Source organism: Kitasatospora sp. NPDC005751 (genome assembly GCF_040630835.1).
In the GTDB taxonomy this organism is placed as follows: Bacteria; Actinomycetota; Actinomycetes; order Streptomycetales; family Streptomycetaceae; genus Kitasatospora.
The window spans coordinates 206,435-228,308 of the sequence record NZ_JBEXYC010000001.1 but is presented as its reverse complement, the minus strand read 5'-3'; the positions used below and the strand labels follow the sequence as shown (position 1 = coordinate 228,308).

General features: G+C 74.3%; 18 protein-coding genes. 12 read left to right on the top strand and 6 right to left on the bottom strand.

Features of this window, described 5'->3' with window-relative positions:
- Entirely contained in the window at positions 1–471 is a 471-nt protein-coding gene (locus ABZ497_RS01030; RefSeq protein ID WP_329487245.1) for a GNAT family N-acetyltransferase, read from the top strand.
- Here ABZ497_RS01030 and ABZ497_RS01025 read toward each other — a convergent pair.
- Positions 468–629: a hypothetical protein gene (locus ABZ497_RS01025; protein ID WP_359802526.1), complete on the bottom strand. Its 162-nt coding sequence runs from the start codon at positions 627–629 to the stop codon at positions 468–470. The genes ABZ497_RS01030 and ABZ497_RS01025 overlap by 4 nt on opposite strands.
- A gap of 83 nt (positions 630–712) precedes the next feature.
- Positions 713–907 carry a hypothetical protein gene (locus ABZ497_RS01020; RefSeq protein ID WP_359802523.1) on the bottom strand — a complete coding sequence of 65 codons (195 nt, stop codon included), beginning with the start codon at positions 905–907 and terminating at the stop codon, positions 713–715.
- 94 nt (positions 908–1,001) lie between these two features.
- Between ABZ497_RS01020 and ABZ497_RS01015 the strand changes: the two genes are divergently transcribed.
- A complete protein-coding gene (locus ABZ497_RS01015) occupies positions 1,002–3,833 on the top strand; it encodes an alpha/beta fold hydrolase (RefSeq protein ID WP_359802520.1) in 2,832 nt (943 codons plus the stop codon).
- Positions 3,830–4,702, top strand: coding sequence for an ABC transporter permease subunit (locus tag ABZ497_RS01010; RefSeq protein ID WP_352287147.1), 873 nt, complete (start codon positions 3,830–3,832; stop codon positions 4,700–4,702). Before ABZ497_RS01015 ends, ABZ497_RS01010 begins: the two co-directional genes overlap by 4 nt.
- Positions 4,703–4,768: 66 nt before the next feature.
- Here ABZ497_RS01010 and ABZ497_RS01005 read toward each other — a convergent pair whose 3' ends face one another.
- Positions 4,769–6,403, bottom strand: coding sequence for an alkaline phosphatase D family protein (locus tag ABZ497_RS01005; RefSeq protein ID WP_359802991.1), 1,635 nt, complete (start codon positions 6,401–6,403; stop codon positions 4,769–4,771).
- A 190-nt stretch (positions 6,404–6,593) separates the two neighbouring features.
- Here ABZ497_RS01005 and ABZ497_RS01000 point away from each other — a divergent pair, with 190 nt between their 5' ends.
- Positions 6,594–7,184, top strand: a complete 591-nt coding sequence (locus ABZ497_RS01000) for a dienelactone hydrolase family protein (protein ID WP_359802518.1) — start codon at positions 6,594–6,596, stop codon at positions 7,182–7,184.
- A gap of 64 nt (positions 7,185–7,248) precedes the next feature.
- Here ABZ497_RS01000 and ABZ497_RS00995 read toward each other — a convergent pair whose 3' ends face one another.
- Positions 7,249–7,989: a hypothetical protein gene (locus tag ABZ497_RS00995; RefSeq protein WP_359802515.1), complete on the bottom strand. Its 741-nt coding sequence runs from the start codon at positions 7,987–7,989 to the stop codon at positions 7,249–7,251.
- Here ABZ497_RS00995 and ABZ497_RS00990 point away from each other — a divergent pair.
- On the top strand, positions 7,983–9,206 hold the full coding sequence (locus ABZ497_RS00990) for a hypothetical protein (protein ID WP_359802512.1): 1,224 nt from the start codon (positions 7,983–7,985) through the stop codon (positions 9,204–9,206). The genes ABZ497_RS00995 and ABZ497_RS00990 overlap by 7 nt on opposite strands.
- 2 nt (positions 9,207–9,208) lie before the next feature.
- On the opposite strand, the gene ABZ497_RS00985 is transcribed toward ABZ497_RS00990, so the two are convergent.
- Positions 9,209–10,537, bottom strand: coding sequence for a DUF2252 domain-containing protein (locus tag ABZ497_RS00985; protein ID WP_359802509.1), 1,329 nt, complete (start codon positions 10,535–10,537; stop codon positions 9,209–9,211).
- 187 nt (positions 10,538–10,724) lie between these two features.
- Between ABZ497_RS00985 and dnaE the strand changes: the two genes are divergently transcribed.
- Positions 10,725–14,258: a DNA polymerase III subunit alpha gene (gene dnaE / locus ABZ497_RS00980; protein ID WP_359802506.1), complete on the top strand. Its 3,534-nt coding sequence runs from the start codon at positions 10,725–10,727 to the stop codon at positions 14,256–14,258.
- Positions 14,259–14,289: 31 nt separating this feature from the next.
- Here dnaE and ABZ497_RS00975 read toward each other — a convergent pair whose 3' ends face one another.
- Positions 14,290–15,180 carry a LysR substrate-binding domain-containing protein gene (locus ABZ497_RS00975; protein WP_352287160.1) on the bottom strand — a complete coding sequence of 297 codons (891 nt, stop codon included), beginning with the start codon at positions 15,178–15,180 and terminating at the stop codon, positions 14,290–14,292.
- A 72-nt stretch (positions 15,181–15,252) separates the two neighbouring features.
- On the opposite strand from ABZ497_RS00975, the gene ABZ497_RS00970 reads away from it, so the two are divergent.
- The 6 genes from ABZ497_RS00970 to ABZ497_RS00945 all read left to right on the top strand — a co-directional run bounded on the left by ABZ497_RS00970 (position 15,253) and on the right by ABZ497_RS00945 (position 21,844).
- On the top strand, positions 15,253–16,152 hold the full coding sequence (locus ABZ497_RS00970) for a dihydrodipicolinate synthase family protein (protein ID WP_359802503.1): 900 nt from the start codon (positions 15,253–15,255) through the stop codon (positions 16,150–16,152).
- 158 nt (positions 16,153–16,310) lie between these two features.
- Positions 16,311–17,357, top strand: coding sequence for an aspartate-semialdehyde dehydrogenase (locus tag ABZ497_RS00965; RefSeq protein WP_359802500.1), 1,047 nt, complete (start codon positions 16,311–16,313; stop codon positions 17,355–17,357).
- A gap of 309 nt (positions 17,358–17,666) precedes the next feature.
- A complete protein-coding gene (locus tag ABZ497_RS00960) occupies positions 17,667–18,872 on the top strand; it encodes an NYN domain-containing protein (RefSeq protein ID WP_329487235.1) in 1,206 nt (401 codons plus the stop codon).
- Positions 18,873–19,021: 149 nt separating this feature from the next.
- Complete coding sequence (locus tag ABZ497_RS00955; protein WP_359802497.1) at positions 19,022–20,023, top strand: ABC transporter ATP-binding protein; 1,002 nt, start codon at positions 19,022–19,024, stop codon at positions 20,021–20,023.
- Positions 20,020–20,832, top strand: a complete 813-nt coding sequence (locus ABZ497_RS00950; RefSeq protein ID WP_359802494.1) for an ABC transporter permease — start codon at positions 20,020–20,022, stop codon at positions 20,830–20,832. Before ABZ497_RS00955 ends, ABZ497_RS00950 begins: the two co-directional genes overlap by 4 nt.
- Positions 20,833–20,995: 163 nt before the next feature.
- Complete coding sequence (locus ABZ497_RS00945; RefSeq protein ID WP_359802491.1) at positions 20,996–21,844, top strand: hypothetical protein; 849 nt, start codon at positions 20,996–20,998, stop codon at positions 21,842–21,844.
- Positions 21,845–21,874: the final 30 nt, after the last annotated feature.

Here is a 21,874-nt window from a genome sequence, read left to right as displayed (position 1 = left end):
ATGAGCTCCTTCGCGGCGCGGATCCGGGTGGCCGAGGGCGCGGACGACCTGGCACTGGTGCGGGGCGTCCGGCACGAGGTGTTCATCGCCGAGCAGGGCGTGCCCGAGGAACTGGAGTACGACGACCTCGACGCGACCTCCGAGCACCTGCTGGCGGTCGGCCCGGAGGGCGAGCCGCTCGGCACCGCCCGGCTGATCCACGGCCCGCAGGCGCTCGCCCTCACCGGCGGGACGGCGGGCCGGGTGCTGCTCGGCCGGCTCGCGGTGGTGAAGGCGGCGCGCGGCACCGGGCTGGGCGCCGAGCTGGTCCGCGCCGTCGAGGCGGCCGGGCGCGGGCGGGGCGCCCGTGAGGTCGAGCTGCACGCGCAGGTGCAGGCGCTGGGCTTCTACGAGCGGCTCGGCTACACGGCGGAGGGGCCGGTCTACGACGACGCCGGGATCCCGCACCGGACCATGACCCGGGTGCTCTAGGGCCGGTCCCGGTCCCGGTCCCGGGCCGCGCCGGGACCGGGGTGCTCCCCGTGCGCAGTCGTCGGCGCCGTCTCGTACCGGCTGAGCACCGCCTCCAGGCCGGCCGCCACCACCCGGACGGTGAGCCGGCCGGCGGAGCCGAGCAGGAACGGCGGCACCAGGTGGTGCAGGCCGTCGTCGTGCCGGTGGAAGATCCGCTCCCGCGGGGCGGCGGCGAGCGTCAGCGCCGACCGGCCCCCAGCTACAGGGGGATCCGGCAGCGGCGCAGCAGTGCCCAGACGGCGTCGTCCGGGTGGCGCGCGGCGACGCGCTGGAGGACCTGGTCGACGATCCGGCCGACCACCAGGGAGGCGGCGATGGCGGCGAGCAGGGCGGTCAGCGGCCGGAGCACAGACACCTCGTCGTCGGGCGGTGGGACGGGACGGGCGGACGACACCCGGGCATAGTCGGATGAATCGGGCGTTTCGGTACGGCACGGCCCGGGCGGCCTTATCGGACGCCTACCGGCACGGCGGATACGATCACCGACCATGGAGCTCGGTGGGGCGTGGCGTCGGTGGCGCGGCCGCGGAACGGCTGTCGGACGAAGAGTGCTGGCCGCGGCGGTGGCCCTGGTGGTGGCCGGAGTCGGCACGGCGGTGGCGGTGGCCGCCGGCGGGGACGAGCCCGTCCGGCAGGAGGATCGTTTCCTCAGCATGCCGGAGACGCCCGGCAGCGACGCCACGGTCCAGCTGGACACCTCGTTCTTCACGACCGGGACGGCCCCCCGCCCGGCGGTCCTGCTCGCCCACGGCTTCGGCGGTTCCAAGGAGGGTGAGCGCGAGCGCGCCCAGCAGCTCGCCCGGCAGGGCTACGCGGTGCTGACCTGGTCGGCGCGCGGCTTCGGCCACTCCGGCGGCCGGATCGGCCTCAACGCCCCCGACCGCGAGGTCGAGGACGTCCGGCACCTGGTCGACTGGCTGGCCCAGCGGCCCGAGGTGCGCCTCGACGGGCCGGGCGACCCGCGGGTCGGCATCACCGGTGCCTCGTACGGCGGGGCGGTGTCGCTGCTCGGCTCCGCCTACGACACCCGGATCGACGCGGTGGCCAGCCAGATCACCTGGTGGAACCTGGCCGACGCGCTGTTCCCGCAGGGTGTGCGGGGCTCGGGCGCGGTGGACGGCGTGTTCAAGAAGCTCTGGGCCGGCATCTTCTTCACCACCGGCTCGGCGGGGGACCTCGGCCCCTCGGGCGAGGCCCCGCGCGGTGGCACCGGGCCGCAGCAGGCCCCGGGCGATTCGGCGGACGCGACGGTCGGCTGCGGCCGCTTCCTGGACGAGCTCTGCCGGATGTACGACCGGGTGGCGACCGCCGGTCACGCCGATCCGGAAGCCGTGGCCCTGCTGGACCGCTCCAGCCCGTCCTCGGTGGCCGGGCGGCTCAAGGCGCCCACCCTGGTCGTCCAGGGCCAGCAGGACTCGCTGTTCCCGCTCGACCAGGGCGATGCGATCGCCCGGGCGGTCGCGGCCAACGGCGCGCCGGTCGCGGTGGACTGGTTCGCCGGCGGGCACGACGGCGGCACCGACACCAGCGCCCGGGTGGACGACCGGGTCGGTGCCTGGTTCGACCGGTACCTGAAGGAGCCGGCCGGGCAGGACCCGGCCGGCTCCACCGGGCCGGCGTTCCGGGTGACCCGCACCGGCGGGGTGGACTCCACCGGCTTCCAGGCCGTGCTGCGCGGCGCCTCCGCCGACGCCTACCCCGGTCTGGCGGGCACCGGCTCGCGGCAGGTGGAGCTGACCGGCGGCAAGGCGGGCGCCGAGCAGACCTTCGCCAACCCGCCCGGCGGCGCGCCGCCCAACATCTCCGCGCTGCCCGGCATCGGCGCGCTCAGCCAGGCCGCCTCGCTCGGGGCCGGGCTCTCGCTCGACTTCCCCGGACAGTACGCCGGGTTCGACTCGGCGCCGCTGGACGGGCAACTGCACCTGACCGGGCAGCCGACGGTCACGGTGAAGGTCGCGGCCGACCGGCCGGACGCGGTGCTCTTCGCCAAGCTGTACGACGTCGCGCCGGACGGCAAGCAGACCCTGCCGCAGCAGCTGTCCGCCCCGCTCCGGGTGACCGGCGCGGACGCGCCCGGCGGCCGGACCGTCACGGTGGCGCTGCCCACCGTCGACCACACCTTCGCGGCCGGGCACCGGCTGCGGCTGGTGCTCGCCGCGACCGACCTGGCGTACGCCTCGCCGGCCGAGCCGGCCACCTACCGGGTCTCCCTGGCCGGCCCGGTCACCGCGCCGACCGTCGCCGAGCTGGTCACCGAGGCCACCCCGCTGCCGGCCCGGACCTGGGTGCTGCCGCTGATCGCCGTCGCGGTGGCGGCCGCGCTGCTGCTCCTGCCGCGGCTGCGCCGGCGCGGCCGGACCGCCCGCGGGCCGGCCTACGACCCGGCGCTGGCCGAGGTGCCGCTGCAGATCACCGGCCTCGGCAAGCGCTACAAGGGCGCCACCGACCGGTACGCCGTCCGGGACGTGGGCTTCCGGGTGGAGCAGGGCCAGGTGCTCGGGCTGCTCGGGCCCAACGGCGCCGGCAAGACCACCACGCTGAGGATGCTGATGGGCCTGATCCGGCCCGACGCCGGCGAGATCAGGATCTTCGGCCACCTGGTGCGGCCCGGCGCGCCGGTGCTGTCGCGGGTCGGGGCCTTCGTCGAGGGCGCCGGGTTCCTGCCGCACCTGAGCGGTCGGGCCAACCTGCGGCTGTACTGGCAGGCCACCGGCCGCCCGGAGGCGGACGCGCACCTGGCGGAGGCGCTCGCCATCGCCGGGCTCGGCGAGGCGCTGGACCGGGCGGTGCGGACCTACTCGCAGGGCATGCGGCAGCGCCTGGCCATCGCCCAGGCCATGCTCGGCCTGCCGGACCTGCTGATCCTGGACGAGCCGACCAACGGGCTCGACCCGCCGCAGATCCGTGAGATGCGCGAGGTGATGGTGCGCTACGCCGCCGCCGGACGGACCGTCATCGTCTCCAGCCACCTGCTGGCGGAGGTCGAGCAGAGCTGCACCGACCTGGTGGTGATGGACCGCGGCCGGCTGGTCACGGCGGGCGCCGTCGCCGAGATCATCGGCGCGGGCGAGCACCTGCTGATCGGCACACCCGACTCGTTCGGGCCGTCGGAGCTGGCGGTGGCCGCCGACAAGGCGGGCGCGCTGGCCGGCGTGGGCTCGGTGGAGGTGGTCGAGGGCGGGCTGCTGGTGCGGCTGGACGGCATGGCGGCCAGCCAACTGCTGGCCGAGCTGGTGCGCCTGGGAGTGCCGGTGGAGCGGGCCGGACCGCACCGCCGGCTGGAGGACGCGTTCCTGTCGCTGATCGGAGGTGCGGCGTGAGCGCCGTTGTGTCACCGGACCACGTCTCACCGGACCACGCGCCCGGGTACCGGCCCGGGCGGACGCTGCCGCTGCGGATCGAGGCCCTGCGCCAGCTGCGGCGCCGGCGCACCCTGGTGATCGGCGGGGTGCTGGCCGCGATGCCGTTCGTGATCCTGGCGGCGTTCCAGATCGGCGGCACGCCGGGGCGGGCCGACCGGACCAGCTTCATCGAGCTGGCCACCGCCTCCGGCCCGAACTTCGCGACCACCCTGCTCTTCATGGGCACCGGCTTCCTGCTGGTGATCCCGGTGGCGCTGTTCTGCGGGGACACCGTGGCCTCGGAGGCCAGCTGGTCCTCGCTGCGCTACCTGCTGGCCGCGCCGGTGCCCCGGGCCCGGCTGCTGGCCCGCAAGTTCGTGGTGGGGCTGGCCTTCTCGGCGGCGGCCGTGGTGCTGCTGCCGACGATCGGGCTGCTGGTCGGCACCGCCGCGTACGGCTGGGGGGACCTGAAGCTGCCCACCGGCGCGACCCTGTCGGCGACGGAGGCACTGCCGCGGCTGGCGCTCGCGGTGGCGTTCGTGTTCCTGAGCGAGGTCGTGATCGCGGCGCTGGCGTTCTGGCTCTCCACCGCGACCGACGCGCCGCTGGGCGCGGTCGGCGGCGCGGTGTTCGCCTCCATCGTCACCGGGGTGCTGGACGCCGTCACCGCCCTCGGTGACCTGCGGGAATGGCTTCCCGCGCACTGGCAGTACGCCTGGGCGGACGCCCTGCAGCCGCAGTTGGAGTGGGGCGGCATGGTGCAGGGCGTCTCGCTGTCGCTCTCCTACGCGGTGGTGCTGCTGGCGCTGGCGTTCCGCGGGTTCGCGCGCAAGGACGTGGTGTCCTGAGGAGCCTGCGGAAGGGCGTCCGCGGAGGGGGTGCGCCTGGGTGGCGTACCCCCTCCGGGGCGCGGCCTACTTGACGGGAGAGTAGACCCGCTCGATCTGCTGGGTGCCGGACCGGGTGCGGTAGGAGCGCGTCCACTTGGTGGTGGCGTCCTTGCGGGTGCGGTCGGAGAGGACGTAGTAGTCCATCTGGGTCTGGCTCGGGGTGATGTCCAGGACGCCGTAGCCGTGCGAGTCCAGGTCGACCCACTTGACGTGCGGGTTGGCCGACTTGATCGCCGCGGCCGCCACCAGCGAGAGGGTCTGCGGGGCGACCTTGAGGACGTCGTCGATGTTGTCCGACGTCACCGAGGTCACCACGAACTCGGTGGCCGCGCTGCCCGAGAGCGGGTAGGTGGCGGCCTCGTTGGGGACGTCCGACGCCCAGGCGGAGTGGATGTCACCGGTCAGGAAGACGGTGTTGGTGATGCCGTTCGTCTTGAGGTGGCCGAGCAGCTCGCGGCGGTCGTGGGTGTAGCCGTCCCACTGGTCGGTGTTGACCGCGAGGCCCTCGCCCGGCAGGCCGAGCAGCTTGGCCAGCGGGCGCAGCAGGTAGTCCGGCAGCGAGAAGAAGGCGACCGGGGAGATCATCACCTCATTGCCGATCAGCCGCCAGGTGGCGTCGGAGGCGGTGAGCCCGGCCTTCAGCCAGTCCATCTGGGCGCGACCGGTGATGCTGCGGTCGGCCGAGTCGACGTCGCCGTTGCCGACCTTCACCTGCTCCGAGCGGAACGAGCGCTGGTCCATCAGGTGGAAGTCGGCGAGCTTGCCGTAGCGCAGGCGGCGGTAGGTGGTGCCGGCGATCGACGGGCGGACCGGCATCCACTCGAAGTAGGCCTGCTTGGCGGCGGCCATCCGGTCGGCCCAGTCGCCCTCGGTGCCGGGGGTGTGGTTCTCGGCGCCGCCGGACCAGGCGTCGTTGGCGAACTCGTGGTCGTCCCAGATCGCGATGGTCGGGACCTGCGCGTGCAGCCCCTGGAGGTCCTCGTCGGTCTTGTAGCGGCCGTGCCTGGTCCGGTAGTCGGCGAGGGTGAGGATCTCGTGGGTGGGGGCGTGCGGGCGCACGACCGAGCCGCGGGCGCAGAACTCGCCGGTCTTGTACTCGTAGATGTAGTCGCCGAGGAAGAGGAAGGCGTCCAGGTCGCCGCGGGCGGCGAGGTGGCGGTAGGCGGAGAAGTAGCCGGCCTCCCAGTTGGCGCAGGACGCGACGCCCAGGCGCAGACGGGAGAGGGCGGCGTCGGCGGCCGGGGTGGTGTGGGTGCGGCCGACCGGGGAGACGGCGGCGCCGGCGGTGAAGCGGTACCAGTAGAGGGTGTCCGGGGTCAGGCCGCGGACGTCGGCCTTGACGGTGTGGTCGGAGGCGGCGGTGGCGGTCACCGTGCCGCTCGCCGCGATCCGGGTGAAGCCCTTGTCGGTGGCGAGCTCCCAGCGGACCTCGGTGGCCGGGCCCGTGGCGGAGCCGGGAACGGCGTCGGGGGTCGGGGTGACCCGGGTCCAGAGCAGGATGCCGTCGGGGAGCGGGTCGCCGGAGGCGACGCCGTGCAGGAACTGCGGGGCGGTCGCGGCCGAGGCCGCGGAGCCGAGGGCGAGCGGCAGGGCGGCGGCGCCCGCCACGATCGCGGTGGCCTTCAGCACCTGGCGGCGGTGCGGGCGGGCAGCGGTCATGTCATCGACAAGGTCAGTCACGGCGGACAGGCTACCGGTCGGTAACGCGCCGCTCCATAGGTCGGACTGACTGTTCGTCGCCGCTTCACCGACGCGTGGCCTCCGCCACCGCCGCGCGGGCGCGAGGCCACCCGGTGGCCATGAGCGATGATGGGGGGAGTCTCCGCCCGCCCTGCAAGGAAGTCCGACCGTGGCCCAGATCCTGCTCCTCCACTCCGTCTACGGACTGCGCCCCGCCGTCCACGACGCCGCCGACCGGCTGCGCGCCGCCGGGCACACCGTGCACACCCCGGACCTGTTCGACGGGAAGACCTTCGACGACGTCGAGGAGGGCATGGCGTACAAGGAGGAGCTCGGCAGTGACGAGCTGCTGCGCCGGGCCGTCGGCGCCGCCGCCCCGCTGCTGGGGTCGGGAGCCTCGCTCGTCTACGCGGGCCTCTCGCTCGGCGGCTCGCTCGCCCAGAACCTCGCGCTGGCCGACGAGAAGGCGCTCGGGCTGCTCCTGCTGCACGGCACCTCGGACATCCGGGAGGACGCGGCGACCTCGATCCCCGTCCAGCTGCACGTGGCCGAGCCGGACCCGTTCGAGTCCGAGGACTGGCTGAACGCCTGGTACCTGCAGCTGCGCCGGGCCGGCGCCGACGTCGAGGTCCACCGCTACCGGGGCGCCGGTCACGTCTACACAGACCCCGAGCTGCCCGACTACGACGCCGAGGCGGCCGAGCGGACCTGGGCGGTGGCCCTGGACTTCCTCGCCGAGCTGGACGACCAGGCGGCCTGAGACGCGCCCCGTGCGCAGGAAGTCGGCCCGGCCGACTTCCTGTGTATCGAGCCTGGCTCGGCTGCTACGGCACCGGCGCTGGTACCGGCACCGGCGCTGCGCCGCGCAGCAGGCCGCGCGCGAACTCGGCGCCGATCCGGTTCCGCTCGGCGGCGGCCCTGTCCGGCGCTGCGGCAGGAGGCATGAGCCCCGCACAGCGGCGGCAGATCGTCCCGCCGCCGGGCGTCACCGGGGCCGCGCAACGGACGCACTCCCCGATCGCGGCCGGGGGAGTGGGGCCGGTCGGCTCCGGCATCTTCCGTTCCAGGCGCGACCGCAGGAAGCCCGCCGGCGCGGGCACCTGCGGGGGCAGGCCGTCCAGGAGCGCCGCCCGCAGCCGCTCGACATCGGGATCCCTGGCGAGCCGGTCCGCCACGAGCGGCGCCAGATCGAGGGCTTCGAGCGCGCCGAGCCGCAGGCGACCGTCGCGGGCGGTCAGCCTCCCCAGCAGCCCGGCCGCAGCGGCCCGGGCCTCCCCGTCGCCGTTCTCGGCGGAGTTCTCGGCGGGGGCCTCGGCAGGGAGGGGGGTCTTCCCCTCGTTCTTCTCCCCCTGGAGGGAAGTGCCGAGGCCCCGGCCTTCCCCTTCACCGAGTGCCGGGTTCCGGACCGTGCTTCGCCACGCCGCGTCGATCTGCTCGGGCTCCGTGAGCGGCACGCTGCTGACGAGGACCCTGGTCGTCCAGGTGCCCTTCGTGGGGTGCTGGGTGCGCCGGACGTGGAGGAACCCCTCCTCGGCGGGGGCTGGGGGAGGATGGCGGGGTGACACAGCGGAGATACGAGTACGCACCGGCGGCGACGCTGCCGGGGCTGTTGCAGCGGGGCCGGGGGCTCGGGGCGCGGATGGCCGAGGAGGACCCGGCGGCGGCCGCCGAGCTGGTGTACGGGTGCGTGCGGTGGGACTGGCGATGGGAGCCCGTCGATCAGCGGGCGCTCTACCTGGCACGACTGGTCAGGGACCTCGCGCTGCCGGTCGGGCCGGTGGTCGAGCTGCTGGCGGGGGACGAGGACGCCTGTGAGCGGGCCGGCGCGGTGCTGGTGCTGCTGGCGCTCGACGGGTCGGCGCAGGCCCGGGAGGCGCTGCGGGCGTATGTGCGGGTGGGGCGGCACTGGGCGCCGGTGCTGGAGGCGATGGCGGACCGGTGGCCGGTGGAGTGGTGGGAGGACCTGGCGGAGACGGCCGGGGAACGGGCGCGGCGGGATCCGGCGGACCGGTGGGGCGAGCCGTGGACGCGTTGGGGGTGGGTCCGGCCGGGGCCGGGGCCGGTGCACGGGCCCCGGGAGGCGAAGCCGTTGGCGAGGACGGGGAACGCGGAGCTGCTGGAGCTGCTGGCGGATCCGGCCGAGTCGCAGGAGCGCCGGACCGCCGCGCTGGACGTGCTCGACGACCGGGGGCCGGAGCCCGGGGTGCTTCCGCTGGTGCCGTCGCTGGGGACGGCGGACGGCAGGTACGTGCTGTGGCCACTGACCGGGGTGCTGGAGAAGCTCGGCGCCCGGGCGGTGCCCGCCGCGCGGGAGTGGGCCGCGGTCACGGAGCCGGACTGGCTGCGGGCGCAGGGGCAGTGGGTACTGGCCGAGTACGGGGCGGCCGAGGACGTCCCGGTGCTGGTGGCGGAGCTGGAACGGCACTGGGTGCGGCGGCACTGGTGCGGGCCGGGGAGGCAGGCCCAGGCGCTCGCCCGGTTCGGGCCGGCGGAGGCCGGGGACGCCGTCTCGCTGCTGCGCCGGTTCTGGCTGTGGACGCCGCACTCGTACGAGCGGACCGCCTACCTGGAGGCGCTGGCCGCGATCGGCCCGGCCGGGCTGGGCGCGGTGTACACCGAGTCGCTCCGGGACTGCGAGGCGGCGGCGCGGCTGCTGGCCGTCGGGCAGGCGCCGGACGGGCCGGAGGTGCGGGAGCGGCTGGCCTACCTGCGGGACGACCCGATGGAGGAGGCGGAGGTCAGGGCCGCCGCCGGGGAACGGCTGGCGGCCCTGGCCGGGTAGCCCTACAGGCCGGGGATGCGGCCGTTGCGGTAGAGGTCGACGAAGAGCTGGTGGTCCTGGCGGGCCTGCGCCCCGTAGGCGTGCGCGAAGTCGACCAGCATCGCCGTGAAGCCGGCCTCGTCGCGGGTGATGGCGGCGTCGATGGCGTGCTCGGTGGAGAACGGCACCAGGGTGTGGCCGCTGGAGGACTCGTCGGCGGCCGCGTGCATGGTGGCGGTGGCGCGGCCGAGGTACTCGGTGACGGCGAGCAGGTCGGACAGCTCGTTGAGGTCGGTCCAGTCGAGGTCGGTGGTGTAGGGGGAGACCTCGGCGACCAGCTGGCCGCGCCCGCGCAGGGTGGTGTGGCCGAGCCACGGGTCGCTGTGCGCCTGGAGGGCGCGCTGGGAGATGACCGTGCGGTGGCCCTCGTGCGCGAAGTACCCGGCGATCGCCGGGTCGGTGACGTGCCGCGACACGGCCGGGGTCTGGCCCTGCTTCATGTAGATGACGACGTCGTTCTCCAGCGCGTCGGTGTGCCCCTCCAACAGCAGGTTGTAGGAGGGCAGGCCGGCGCTGCCGATGCCGATGCCGCGGCGGCCGACGACGTCCTTGACCTTCAGCGACTCCGGCCGGGTGCGGGAGGCGGGCGGCAGGGTCGCGACGTACGCCTCGAAGGCGGCGAGCACCTCGGCGCGGGTCGCTTCGTCCAGCTCGATCGCGCCTCCGCCGAGGCGGAAGCGGCGCTCGTAGCCCTCGACGACGGTGTCGCCGTCGAGCAGCGCGACCCGGGTCTGCAGCCGGGCCCGGCGCAGGGTGTCCAGGATCGGGCCGGTGGCGGTGTCCAGGGTGAAGGGGTCGGCGTCGCCGGAGGAGACGTGGGCGGCGATCTGGGCCCGGTAGGCGGTGGCGAAGGCGGTGACCAGCTGGGTGATCGTGGTGTCGGACAGTGCCTTGGCGTAGCCGATCAGGGCCAGCGAGGCGGCGAGGCGCTGGACGTCCCAGGTGAAGGCGCCGACGTAGGCCTCGTCGAAGTCGTTGACGTTGAAGACCAGCCGGCCCTCGGCGTTCAGGTAGGTGCCGAAGTTCTCGGCGTGCAGGTCCCCGTGGATCCAGACCCGGCTGGTGCGCTCGTCCAGGAAGGTGGCGCCGTACCCGGCGAACGGGCCGTCGGCGAGGTCGGCGTAGTAGAGCCCGGCGGTGCCGCGGTAGAAGGCGAACGCCGAGGCGGCCATCTTCCGGAACTTCACCCGGAACGCCGCCGGGTCCTTGGCGAGCAGGTCGCCGAAGGCCGTGTCGAAGACGCTCAGGACGGTCTCGGCGCGGTGGTCGGCGATGGGCTGCGGGTGGGACATGGAAGGGTCCTTTGCGGCGTGGTGGGCGGCCGGGCACTTCTGGGGCCGGAGGCTAGAGTAGGACCGTGAACGTGTGAGAGCTGGTCCGGGCCCCGATGGCGGCTCGGACCACAGCTGTTTCCAGGCACCTCCGTGACCTGTGCGTTCGCCGGCCAAACAGACAGCACCAGCCTCCGGAGGCCCCGCCTTGAGCGACCAGCCGTACGCGCACCTGCACGTCCACACCGAGTACTCGATGCTGGACGGCGCCGCCCGGCTGAAGCAGCTCTTCAAGGAGGTCGAGCGGCTGGGCCAGACCCATGTCGCGATGACCGACCACGGCAACATGTACGGCGCGGCGGAGTTCCACAAGCAGGCCACCGCCGCCGGGATCACGCCGGTGATCGGCATCGAGGCGTACGTCGCGCCCGAGTCGCGCACCAACACCAAGCGCGTCCTCTGGGGGCAGCCGCACCAGAAGCGGGACGACGTCTCGGCGTCCGGGGCCTACACCCACAAGACCATCTGGGCCCGCAACAAGCAGGGCCTGCACAACCTCTTCAAGCTGACCTCGCGCTCCTACGCCGAGGGCTGGCTGGTGAAGTGGCCCCGGATGGACAAGGAGATCATCGCCGAGCACGCGGCCGGCCTGATGGCCACCACCGGCTGCCCCTCCGGCGAGGTGCAGACCAGGCTGCGGCTCGGCCAGTTCGACGAGGCGCTCCGGTCCGCCGCCGACTACCGGGAGATCTTCGGCCGGGAGAACTACTTCCTGGAGCTGATGGACCACGGCCTGGACATCGAGAAGCGGGTCCGCGACGGGCTGCTGGAGATCGGCCGGAAGCTGGACATCCCGCCGGTGGTCACCAATGACTCGCACTACACCACCGAGTCCGACGCCGGCGCGCACGACCTGCTGCTCTGCGTCCAGACCGGCAAGAACCTCTCGGACCCGGACCGCTTCCGCTTCGACGGCACCGGCTACTACATCAAGTCGGCCGCCGAGATGTACGCGCTGGACTCCTCGGACGCCTGGCAGGAGGGCTGCCGCAACAGCCAGCTGCTGGTCGCCTCGCGGGTCGACACCGAGGGCATGTTCGAGTTCAAGAACCTGATGCCGCGCTTCCCGATCCCGGCGGGCTTCGCGTCGGAGGCGGACTTCTTCAAGGCCCAGGTCTGGCAGGGCATGGACCGGCGCTTCCCGGGCGGGTACGACGAGGAGCACAAGAAGCTCGCCGAGTACGAGATGGACACCATCATCCAGATGGGGTTCCCGGCGTACTTCCTGGTGGTCGCCGACTTCATCATGTGGGCCAAGGAGCAGGGCATCGCGGTGGGCCCGGGCCGCGGCTCGGCGGCCGGCTCGCTGGTCGCCTACGCGATGGGCATCACCGACCTCGACCCGATCCCGCACGGCCTGATCTTCGAGCGCTTCCTCAACCCCGAGCGCGTCTCCATGCCCGACGTCGACATCGACTTCGACGAGCGCCGGCGCGGTGACGTGATCCGGTACGTGACGGACAAGTGGGGCTCCGACAAGGTCGCCATGATCGTCACGTACGGCACCATCAAGGCGAAGGCCGCCATCAAGGACTCCTCGCGCGTCCTCGGCTACCCGTACGCGATGGGCGACCGGATCACCAAGGCGATGCCGCCGGACGTCATGGGCAAGGGCATCCCGCTCTCCGGCATCACCGACCCCTCGCACCCGCGCTACGGCGAGGCCGGCGAGATCCGCGGGCTGTACGAGAACGACCCGGACGTCCGCAAGGTGATCGACACCGCGCGCGGCATCGAGGGCCTGATCCGCCAGCCCGGGGTGCACGCGGCCGGCGTCATCATGTCCGCCGAGCCGCTCACCGACCACATCCCGGTCTGGACCCGGCACACCGACGGCGTCACCATCACGCAGTTCGACTACCCCACCTGCGAGGGCCTCGGCCTTCTCAAGATGGACTTCCTCGGCCTGCGCAACCTGACGATCATGGACGATGCCGTCAAGGCGATCGAGCGGAACAAGGGCGTCAGGATCAACCTGCTCGACCTGCCCCTGGACGACAAGCCCGCCTACGAGCTGCTGGCCCGCGGCGACACGCTCGGCGTCTTCCAGCTCGACGGCGGCCCGATGCGCTCGCTGCTGCGCCTGATGAAGCCCGACAACTTCGAGGACATCTCCGCCGTCCTCGCGCTGTACCGACCGGGCCCGATGGGCGTCAACTCGCACACCAACTACGCGCTGCGCAAGAACGGCCAGCAGGAGATCACCCCGATCCACCCGGAGCTGGAGAAGCCCCTGGAGGAGATCCTCAAGCCGACGTACGGCCTGATCGTCTACCAGGAGCAGGTGCAGAAGGCCGCCCAGATCCTGGCCGGCTACTCGCTCGGCCAGGCCGACCTGCTGCGCCGCGCGATGGGCAAGAAGAAGAAGGAGATCCTGGAGGCCGAGTTCGTCCCGTTCCAGCGGGGCTGCCGCGAGCGCGGCTACTCGGACGCGGCGATCCAGGCGGTGTGGGACGTCCTCGTCCCCTTCTCCGGCTACGCCTTCAACAAGGCGCACACCGCCGGGTACGGGCTGGTCTCGTACTGGACGGCGTACCTCAAGGCCAACTACCCGGCCGAGTACATGTCCGGGCTGCTGACCTCGGTGAAGGACGACAAGGACAAGTCGGCGGTCTACCTCAACGAGTGCCGGAAGATGGGCATCCAGGTGCTCCCGCCGGACGTCAACGAGTCCGACTCCGACTTCACCCCGCACGGGGACACCCTCGTCCGGTTCGGTCTCACCGCCATCCGCAACGTCGGCGGGCCGGTGGTGGAGTCGATGATCCGCACCCGGAAGGCGAAGGGGAAGTTCACCTCCTTCCCCGACTTCCTGGAGAAGGTGGAGTCGGTGGTCTGCAACAAGCGGACCGTCGAATCGCTCATCAAGGCGGGCGCGTTCGACTCGCTCGGGCACACCCGCAAGGGGCTGACCGCGGAGTTCGAGCCGATGATCGACAACGTGGTCGGGGTCAAGCGCAAGGAGGCGGAGGGCCAGTTCGACCTGTTCGGAGGCGACGCGGTCGCCGACGAGCCGAGCTTCGGGCTGGACGTGGTCTTCTCCGAGGAGGAGTGGGACAAGGCCTTCCTGCTCACCCAGGAGCGGGAGATGCTCGGCCTCTACGTCTCCTCGCACCCGCTGCACGGCATCGAGCACCTCCTCGCCGACAGGGCGGACTGCGCGGTGGCCGACCTCGCGGAGCGGCCGGACGGCTCGATCGTCACCATCGGCGGCATCATCTCGGGCCTCCAGCGGAAGATGACCAAGCAGGGCAACGCCTGGGCGATCGCCACCGTCGAGGACCTGGCGGGCTCGATCGACTGCATGTTCTTCCCCGCCAGCTACCAGCTGGTCTCCTCGCAACTCGTCGAGGACTCCGTGGTGTTCGTCCGAGGCAAGCTGGACAAGCGGGAGGACGTGCCGCGGCTGATGGGGATGGAGCTGTCGGTGCCGGACCTGTCGAACGTCGCCGCCCAGCTCCCGATCACCCTCACCATCGCGGAGAGCCGGCTCAACCCGCAGGTGGTGACCCGGCTCGGCGAGGTACTGGCCCACCACAAGGGGACCACCGAGGTGCACGTCCACCTCCGGCGCGGCGGCACCACCACGGTGCTGCGGCTGGACCGGCACCGGGTGAAGTCCGACCCGGCGCTGTTCGGGGACCTCAAGCAGCTGCTCGGGCCGAGCTGCCTGGCGAACTGAGACCGGCCCCGGGAGACGCCCCGGGGCGAGGTCAGAGCACCGCGCCGCCGAGGGCGGGCGGGACGGCGGTGTGCAGGGCCGAGACGAAGGCCGAGATCGCCGGGTGCGAGCCCGCGCCCGCCCGGAAGGCGGCGCGGGTCCGGCGGTACATCGGCAGCCGGGTCAGCACCACCCCGGGCGGGGTCCGCTCCGTGCCCAGCTGCGGGACCAGCGCCACCCCCTGGCCGGCCGCCACCAGGGCCAGCACCGTCGCGAAGTCGTCGATCTGGTGCCGGATCCGGGGGGCGAAGCCGGCGCTCTCGCAGGCCCGGACGGCCATGCTGTGGCAGAGCGTGCCGCGCGGCGCCATGATCCAGGGCGCGGCGCGCTGCTCGGCGACGGTGCCGGCCGCCCGGGCCGCCAGGTACATCGGCTCGGTGAACACCGGGCGGGTCACCGCCAGGCCGGGCTCCGGGTCGGTCGGCACCAGGTCGTACTCGTGCACCAGCGCGACGTCCAGCTCGCCCGCGCGCAGCGCCGCCGCCACGTCCGCCGGGTCCACCTCCGCCACCATCGGCTCCAGCCCCGGGTGCCAGCCGGACAGCTCGGCGAGCACCGCCGGGATCACCGCCCGGGCCGCCGAAGGATAGGTGCCGATCCGCAGGGGACCGGCCAGCCCCTCCCTGGCGTGGGCGAGTTCGGCGCCGGCCTGTTCCAGCCGTGCCAGCACCGCCTCGGCGTGCCGGACCAGGCCCAGCCCGGCCGGGGTCAGCGCGACCCGCCGCCCGGTGCGCTCCAGCAGCGGGACACCGGCCTCCTTCTCCAGGACGGACAGCTGCTGGGAGACCGCCGAAGGGCTGAACGAGAGCGACTCGGCGACGGCGGCGATGGTGCCGAGGTGGGCGAGTTCGCGCAGCAGGCGCAGGCGTCGGACATCGAGCATCGGCCCAGCTTACGAGAAGCGTCAGAAATGTGAACTGGACCTGAGTGATGACCGGGCCGCAGGATCGTGGCCATGGAACACACGGTTCTCAAGGGCATCTACGTCCCGCTGGTCACCCCGTTCGCCGAGGACGGCTCGGTGGCGCTGGACGCACTGGAGAAGCTGGCCGGTTCGCTGCTGGACGACGGCGCGGCCGGGCTGGTCGCGCTCGGCACCACCGGCGAACCGGCCACGCTGGACGCGGCCGAGCGGCGCGCGGTGGTCGACGTCTGCGCGGCGGTCTGCGCCGATCGCGGCGCCCAGCTGGTGGTCGGCGCGGGCGGGGCCGACACCCGGGCCGCCGCCGAGGAGCTGGCCGGGCTGGGCGCGCGGGTGCCGGGGGCGGCGGCCGCGCTGGTCACCGTCCCGGCCTTCGTCCGCCCGGGCGAGGCCGGGACGGTCGCGCACTTCCGGGCGCTGGCCGCGGCGAGCGCGGTGCCGCTGGTCGTCTACCACATCCCGTACCGGACCGGGCAGCAGCTGTCGGCCGGCGCGCTGCTCGAACTCGCCGCGATCGACGGCGTGGTCGGCGTCAAGTACGCGACCGGCGGGCTGGACCAGGCGGCCGTCGAGCTGCTCGCGCAGGCCCCGGACGGGTTCGCGGTGCTGTCCGGCGAGGACGCCTTCCTCGCGCCGGTGCTGGCGCTCGGCGGCGCCGGCGGCATCCCGGCCTCGGCCCACCTGGCCACCGCCCGGTTCGTCGAGCTGACCGACGCCTGGGAGCGCGGGGACGTACCGCGGGCGCGGGCCCTGGGGCACCGGCTGACCGCGTTGGCGACGGCCGCCTTCGCCGCGCCCAACCCCGCGGTGGTCAAGGGCGTGCTGCACGCGCAGGGCCGGATCCCCACCCCGGACGTCCGGCTGCCGCTGCTGCCGGCGGGGGCGGACGAGGTGGCGGTGGCGCTCGCACTCGCCACCGGTCTGGACCACTAGTCCGGCCCGGGCCGATCCGGCCGGATCGGCGCCCAGCGGGACCTGCCGGACCGGGGCCGGGCTCTCACACCGTGGAATACCAGGTCGCCCCGCCCGGGTCACAAGGCATGATGGGCGGAGGGCGGCTGTGACCAGCACCATCAAGAGGAGTACTCGGAATGAAGATCGGCATTGTCGGGGCCACCGGCCAGGTCGGCGGCGTGGTCCGCGAGATCCTGGCGGAGCGCGCAGGACTTCCCGGAGGCGTGGGTCCGGTGGAGCAGCTGCGGCTGTTCGCCTCGGCCCGTTCGGCCGGGCGCACGCTGCCCTGGCAGGGCACCGACATCACCGTCGAGGACGCGGCCACGGCCGACTACACCGGCCTGGACATCGTGATCTTCTCGGCGGGCGGCTCCACCTCCAGGGAACTCGCCCCCAAGGCGGCCGCGGCCGGCGCCGTCGTGATCGACAACTCCTCGGCCTGGCGCCGTGACCCCGACGTCCCGCTGGTCGTCTCCGAGGTCAACCCCGAGGCCATCGCGAACCGCCCCAAGGGCATCATCGCCAACCCGAACTGCACCACCATGGCGGCCATGCCGGTGCTGCGCCCGCTGCACGACGAGGCCGGCCTCGCCGGGCTGGTCGTCTCCACCTACCAGGCCGTCTCGGGCAGCGGCGTGGCCGGGGTGGCCGAGCTCCAGGACCAGGCCGCCAAGGTCGTCGACGGCGCCTCGGCGCTCGCCCACGACGGCTCCGCGGTCGAGTTCCCCGAGCCCAAGGTCTACAAGCGCCCGATCGCCTTCAACGTGCTGCCGCTGGCCGGCTCCATCGTCGAGGACGGCTCCAACGAGACCGACGAGGAGCAGAAGCTCCGCCACGAGAGCCGCAAGATCCTCGGCATCCCCGGGCTGAAGGTGGCCGGTACCTGCGTGCGCGTCCCGGTCTTCTCCGGCCACTCGCTGCAGATCAACGCCCGCTTCGAGCGCCCGATCAGCCCCGAGCGCGCCGTCGAGCTGCTCGCCGCCGCCCCCGGCGTCGAGCTGAGCGAGATCCCCACCCCGCTCCAGGCCGCGGGCAAGGACCCGAGCTTCGTCGGCCGCGTCCGCGTCGACGAGACGGTGGAGAACGGGTTGTCGCTGTTCGTCTCCAACGACAACCTGCGCAAGGGCGCCGCGCTCAACGCCGTCCAGCTGGCCGAACTCGTCGCCGCCGAGCTCAAGGGCTGAGCACGCGGTCGCACGCGGCGGGCCCCGTCCTCGGACGGGGCCCGCCGCGCGTTCCCGGCCCTCGCCCGCGCCCCGGCCTCACCTCGCGCGCACCTCGCCCGCGCCCCGGCCGCACCGCCGCCGGATGTTGCCGGACCGCGACATCCGCCGAGATTCGGCGGGCGAACCAGGGGTAAAGGTGACCCAACGATCGGGCGGCCACGGGCACCCTCACCCCACGGGCCCGAGCGCCGGGCCGACCGCGCCCACCCGGCAGCGCCGCACACCGGCGCCGCCGGATCCCCGAGGGCGAGCGAAAAGAGGTGCGCGATGGACCGCTGTGTCGTCCTGGTGGACGCCGGTTACCTGCTGGGCGCCGCCGCCAGCCTGCTCGCCGGCGACCCGAGCCGTTCCCGGGTCAGTGTCGACCACACCGCGCTCATCACCGCGCTGCGCGAGCGCGCCGAGGCCGAGACCGGGCTGCCGCTGCTGCGGATCTACTGGTTCGACGCCGCCCCCGACCGCCGCCCGATGCCCGAGCACCGCCGGCTCCGGGTCCTGCCGCGGGTCACCGTCCGGCTGGGCGCCCTGACCAGGGCGGAGGGCCGCTGGGTGCAGAAGGGCGTGGACGCCGCGATGCACGCCGAGCTCTCCGAGCTCGCCCGCAACCGGGCCTGCGCGGACGTCGTCCTGATCACCGGCGACGGGGACCTGCTGCCCGGCATGATGTCCGCCAAGGAGCACGGCGTGGTCGTGCACCTCTGGGCGCTGCAGGCCGCCGACGGCGACTTCAACCAGTCCGAGGACCTGGTCGGCGAGGCGGACGAGCGGCGGGTGCTCGACCGGGAGTGGATCGAGGGCTCGTTCACCCTGCGCGACACCGCCACCGCCTTCCCCGCCCCCGGGCCGCGCCACGAGATCGCCAAGATCCTGGCCGCCCCGCCCGCCGCCGTCGCGTCCGCCGCCCGGCCCGCCGCCGTCCCCGCGGCCGAGCAGGTGCCGGTGGCGAACGGGCGCGCCACCGGGACGGCCACCGCGCTGAAGGTCGTGCCGACGCCCAAGGACCTCGCCGGGCGCACCCCCCAGCTGCCGGCGACGGCGGCGCACCCCACCGGCCCGGTGCTGCGCTGGTCGTCGGACCGGGGCTGGGTCGAGCGGCCCGCCGCCGAACAGGCCGTCACCGCCGGGGACGGCCTGCCCACGCTGGCCCAGCTGACCACCGCCGAGCAGCGCTGGGCCGACCGCGAGGAGGACATCACCACCATCGGCGGGGACGCCCACGAGGTCGGCCAGGTGTTCGCCCGCCGCTGGACGGAGCGGCTCGGCGACGTCGAACGCCTCACCGTGCTCTGGCCCGACTACCCGCGCATCCCGCACCGGGTCGACGGCGAGCTGCTCCGCTACGCGGCCCGGTTCGGGCTGCTCGCGCACAAGGACGACCAGATCGACGAGCACGACCGGTACGCCATCCGGGCGGGATTCTGGAAGGAGCTCGCCGGCCGGGTGCCGGGCGGGGACCTCGTCGTCGACGACTGACCCGCCCAACCGCCCCGGGCGGCCGGGCCCCCTTGTCCGGCCGACCGCGTCCACCGCGTAGAGTCTTCGCTCGTGAGCGAGGGCAAGGAGCGGAGCGTCGACAGGGACGCGATCCGTGGTGCGACCGCTCGGTGGAGCGAGGCGGGCGGATGAGCGAGACGGCCGGGCGGGCACCCGGGGAGGCCTCGCCGTGCTGTGCCGTACGCGACCTGGTCAAGACCTACCGCGCCGGACGCGGCACCGGGGCCGCCGGTGGGATCCGGGCCAACGACGGCATCAGCCTGACCGTCCGGCAGGGCGAGATCTTCGGGCTGCTGGGGCCGAACGGAGCCGGCAAGTCCACGCTGGTCCGCCAGCTCACCGGCCTGCTGCGGCCCGACTCGGGCTCCATCGAGCTGCTCGGCCACGACGTCGTCCGCCACCCCGAGCGGGCCGCCCGCCTGCTGGGCTACCTCGGCCAGGAGTCCAGCGCGCTGGACGAGCTGACCGTCGCGCTCGCCGCCGAGACCACCGGCCGGCTGCGCGGCCTCAGCCGGGCCCGGGCCCGGGCCGAGGCCGCTGACGTGCTGACCGAACTCGCCCTGGAACCGCTCGCCCACCGGCCGCTCGCCAAGCTCTCGGGCGGCCAGCGCCGCCTCGCCTGCTTCGCCGCCGCGCTGGTGGGGGAGCGGCCGCTGCTGGTGCTGGACGAGCCGACCACCGGCATGGACCCGGTCGCCCGCCGCGCGGTCTGGAGCGCCGTCGACCGCCGGCGCGCCGAACGGCGGACCACCGTGCTGCTGGTCACCCACAACGTCATCGAGGCCGAGACCGTGCTGGACCGCGTCGCGGTCGTGGACGAGGGCCGGGTGATCGCCTGCGACACCCCCGGCGGACTCAAGGCACTGGTGGACGGTGACGTCCGGCTGGACCTGGTCTGGCGGGACGAGGCACCGATGGCGGTGCCCGCCGTCGCCGCGCTCGCCGAGCGGGCCGAGCGCACCGGCCGGCGCTGGACCGTGCGCACCAGCCCCGAGCGGGCCCGCGAACTGGTCGCCGCCGTCACCACCGGCCCGGCCTTCGCCGCGCTGGACGACTTCACCCTGGCCACCCCGAGCCTTGAGGACGCCTACCTCAAGCTGGGCGGCCGCCATGGAGGACTGGCCAAGTGACGCTGCTCTCGGTGCCGCCGCAGACCGCCGGGGCCCTGGCCGGCGGGCCCGCCCCGCTGGCCCCCGCCGCCCGGCTGCTGCCCGCGCTGGCCGCCGTCTACCGGGCGCAGCTGGCCCGGGCCAAGGTGGCCCGCATTCCGCTGCTGTTCGTGGCGACCTTCCAGTCGCTCGGCATCCTGGTGATGATGCGGGGCGTCGTCGACCCGGGGCAGACCTCGGCCGCGCGGTCGGTGGTGGCCGGCTCCAGCGTGCTGGTGGTGGCTTTCGTCGCGCTCAACCTGCTGGCCCAGTACTTCGGCCGGCTGCGGGCCACCGGCGGCCTCGACCACTACGCGACGCTGCCCGTTCCGGCGGCCTCGGTGGTCCTCGGCGCGGCCGCCGCGTACGCCTCCTTCACGCTGCCGGGCACCCTGGTGACGGCCGTCGCCGGGGCCTGGATGTTCGGGCTGCCGATGGGGCAGCTCTGGGCGCTGCTCGCGGTGGTGCCGCTGGCTGGGGCGGCGCTCTCCGGGCTGGGCGCGGCCTGCGGGCTGCTGGCGCCCAAGCAGGAGATCGCCACCATGCTGGGGCAGCTCGGCATGTCGGCGGCGCTGCTGCTGGGCGTGCTCCCGGTGGACAACCTGCCGCAGCCGGTGCTCTGGCTGCGCGAGCTGCTGCCCTCCACGTACGGCGTGGAGGCGTTCGCGCGGACCTTCGCGGCCGACCCGGACTGGGCGGCGGTGGCGGGCGACCTGGCGGTCTGCGCCGGGGTCGGCGTGGCGTCGCTCGCGGTGGCCACCTGGGCGTACCGGCGGGCCACCACCCGCTAGGGCTTCTCCGATCAATTCGCGTCGCACCGGCGGGCGGCGGGAGGTGCCGGGCAAGCCCCGGGCCCGTGCGACGGTCCCGCCGCGCCAGGCCGGGCGGGCTCCGGGCGCGGGCCGGTACGGGTGGCGGGTCCGTTCGGGCGGCGGTCGTGAAACGATGGGGCCCGTGACCGTACCGAACACACCTCCGGACCCCCTGCGTGCCGCCGCGGGCACCGACGCGGACGCCACCGCCCCTGGTCCGGCCGCCGGCCGGGACCCGTACGCGCCGCCGCCCGTGGACCAGGCCGTCGTGCGGGCCGCGGACCGGCGGGCGCCGCTGGAGCGGCTGCTGCCCGAGCTGAAGGTCGGTGCGGTCACGGTGCTGGCCTGTCTGGCGCTGGGTCTGCTGATGGCGGTGCTCTGGGCCTGGCTGGCGCCGAAGGTGCCGCTGGTGGTCGACGGCAACAAGATCCTCTACGGCGACCCGGAGGGCGAGCAGCGGGCCGGGGCGGACAGCGTCTTCGTGCTGATCGGGCTGGGCATGGGCATCGTGACCGCGCTCGGCGCCTTCCTGTTCACCCGGCGGCGCGGCGGCGGGATCGCGGTGGCGACCGGCCTCGCGGTCGGCGGCCTGCTGGCCTCGGTGGGCGCCTGGGGCCTGGGCCGGCGGCTCGGCCCGGCGAGCGACCTCGTCGCCGAGGCGCGGCGGGTCGGCAACGGCGGCCACTTCGACGCGGACATCGACCTCGGGGCCTACGGCGCGCTGCTGGCCTGGCCGATGGCCGCGATGGTGGTGCTGCTGGCGCTCTCGGCCGCCTTCGGCAAGCGCGAGGAGGACCCGCCGCCGTACTGGGCGGGCCCGTACGACCCGCAGCGGCCGGTGGCCGGGCCGCCCGGCGCGGCCGGTCCGCTGCCCGGCGGGCCGTTCCACCCGGGCCCGGCGGGGGAGCACCCGGGCGACCGCACGCCGCAGGACCAGCCGTCGCAGGACCAGCCGTCGCAGGACCAGCCGCCGCAGGGCCGCACGCCGTGACGGCACACCGGGCGGGGGCGGCCTTCGCCG